The sequence below is a fragment of the Corynebacterium sp. HMSC034A01 genome (genome assembly GCF_001838175.1).
Taxonomy (GTDB): Bacteria; Actinomycetota; Actinomycetes; order Mycobacteriales; family Mycobacteriaceae; genus Corynebacterium.
On the sequence record NZ_KV835957.1, the window covers coordinates 1 to 2,267 of the forward strand.

Below are 2,267 nucleotides of genomic sequence, written 5' to 3' on the forward strand. Positions count from 1 at the left end.
GAAAACAACGCTCACCGAGGAGGGCGCCAAAAAGATCATGATCGGCTTCTACGAGCCGATTCAATACGACGACGCCTTGTTTGATCTCAGCGTCACCTTCGCTGGCGCCGCCGCTGGTGTTCCGACGCTGCCTGCACCACAGCCGACACCGACGTCAACGCCGTCCCCTGCGCCGTCCGAGTCAATGGCGAGCTCGTCGCAGGAACTCAGCTCAACGGACAAAGGATCACCAGCCGAGCGGATCACCACCAGTGTCACCCTCGTCATCGCTGGACTTGGATTGCTCGGCGTGCTTTCTGGCTTCGGCAAGTTCGCCTTCGACCGTTTTCTGAGGCCCATGCTGGCCAAATAGTGGTCATCGCCTCAACGGGAACCTCCTTGCCCTTGAAGTTGGTTAGCAATACCATACTTAGGTGAGGTTTACCTTGTTCTCTAAGGAGGATTCATGAGAACACGCCCGTTGCTCGTACCACTCACCGCTCTTGCCCTGCTGGGTAGCGCAGTTGTTGCGCCTCAGGCTTCGGCTGCACCGGAGGCGCCTGTGCTTGAGAATGGTCGCTTGGATTGGAATGTGAAGCGCAGCTTTACCAACTACGTGACCGGCCCCGTCGCACAGGGCAAGGTCACTACAGTCAATCCAACCGATCTCAAGAACTTCGGCGGCCACACCGCGTACAACCCGCCAGCCCAAACGTTCCAGGACAACACCTCGCCACTTAAGTATGGGTTCCAGTTGAATGCTGCCAAGTCGCAGCTGGATGCAAAAGGCAAGGGTGTGCTGGCCTTTGATGGTGGGGTCCGCTGGACAGGGCATGAGAAGTTCGCTCCCGAGGGCCAGCAGTATGGACTCGATGTCAAGTTCTCCGATGTGAAGCTCATTCTGGACGGTACGTCAGGAAAGATTTCCCTCGACTACGTCGTGCGTGGCACTAACATCACGGGCGATCAGAGCGCACTTGATCGCAAGGGAGACGACGCGATTTTTGCCACATTCACACTTCCAGAGCCGATCAAGGCTACCGCAGGGGGCAGTTTCTCCACCTCAGCAGGTGACGTTAGTAAGGACAGTGGCATTAAGACAACGCTCACCAAGGAGGGAGCCGAAAACGTCATGATCGGCTTCTACAAGGCGGAGCAGTACGAGGACGCGCTACTCGATCTAGACCTGAAGTTCAAGGAAGCACCTAAGGCGAAACCGTCTCCGGAGAAGCCGGCTCCTTCCTCGTCGTCCGCGAAACCGTCCCCGGAGAAGAGCGTTCCGTCGTCCCCGAGCGTCCCCCCGGCTGAGCAAGGCTCGAAGAAGCCTGAGGGATCCTCTGTCGATTCCAAGACCGACAACACCAAAATCGTCGTGCCGATCATCGCTACTCTCATCAGCCTCGTGGCGATTGGTGGTGCGCTAGCTTTTGTCGGCCAGCAGTGGCTGCCGCAACTCTTGCAGGGTATGCAGCGATAACCTTCGCATCATGAACCGGTCCCGGTACTGTGCTGGGACCGGTTCTTTGCTGTTTACCAAAGCCGAAAAAAGGAGACCATCCCGGGGTAAGTAGCAAAAAGTGTGTCTGAATTTCGGCGTTATTGCTGATCAGGCTGGGTAAATCGGGCGGATATAGGCATCAAGACCTTATATCCGCCCGAATTGCGTTCAATCCTCCGGAATGGCACCCGCATGTGCTAGTCGGGGGTTGGTGTGCTTTCCGGGTGAGTAAAAACAGACCACGGTGCCCGGTATGTGCTGGGCAAATGAAGAAAAACGGAACCACATCCAAAGGCACAACCAGGTGGCGATGCAAGGACCCGAACTGCGGCAGCTCCACGACACGAACCCGCAGCGACCGCACGCTGACCCGCGACTTTAAAGCCTTCGTTGCTTATGCCACCTCCACAGCGACGTTGTCTGAACTCGCCGAGCAACACAAGGTGAGCCGTTGGACACTTGACCGCCGATTCAAACCGTTTTGGCTTATCGACATCCCCAACAACGGTGACCCGCAGCGCGTTTACGATCAGATCTTCATCGACGGCACCTACACCGCCGCCGGATGCTTGCTCGTGGCAGCCAGCCACGACCACGTCATCGCCTGGCACTGGGCCAAACACGAAACCGCCCATGCGTATACGCAGCTACTTCGCAAAATCGCTGAACCGCTCTGTGTCGTCCTCGACGGTGGACAAGGCGCCTTGACTGCGATTAAAGCCTGCTGGCCCAACGCGATGATCCAACGCTGCCTCGTCCATGCGGTCAAGTCCCGTGTAGTGGTGTAGCC

Annotated in this window: 2 protein-coding genes and 1 pseudogene; all 3 read left to right on the plus strand. The window is 57.3% G+C overall.

Annotated features, from left to right (window positions below; all coding sequences use genetic code 11):
* The coding region (locus tag HMPREF2791_RS12040) for a hypothetical protein (RefSeq protein WP_210400158.1) at nucleotides 1–352 on the plus strand (352 nt) is incomplete at its 5' end.
* A gap of 93 nt (nucleotides 353–445) precedes the next feature.
* Complete coding sequence (locus HMPREF2791_RS05370) at nucleotides 446–1,456, plus strand: HtaA domain-containing protein (protein WP_070451076.1); 1,011 nt, start codon at nucleotides 446–448, stop codon at nucleotides 1,454–1,456.
* A gap of 287 nt (nucleotides 1,457–1,743) precedes the next feature.
* A pseudogene (locus HMPREF2791_RS05375) lies at nucleotides 1,744–2,250 on the plus strand (transposase); the annotation flags it as partial.
* Nucleotides 2,251–2,267 lie beyond the last annotated feature (17 nt).

Excerpts from the sequence above, each read along its gene's own strand:
- HMPREF2791_RS05370 (WP_070451076.1), top strand. The coding sequence starts at position 446 with ATGAGAACACGCCCGTTGCTCGTACCACTCACCGCTCTTGCCCTGCTG.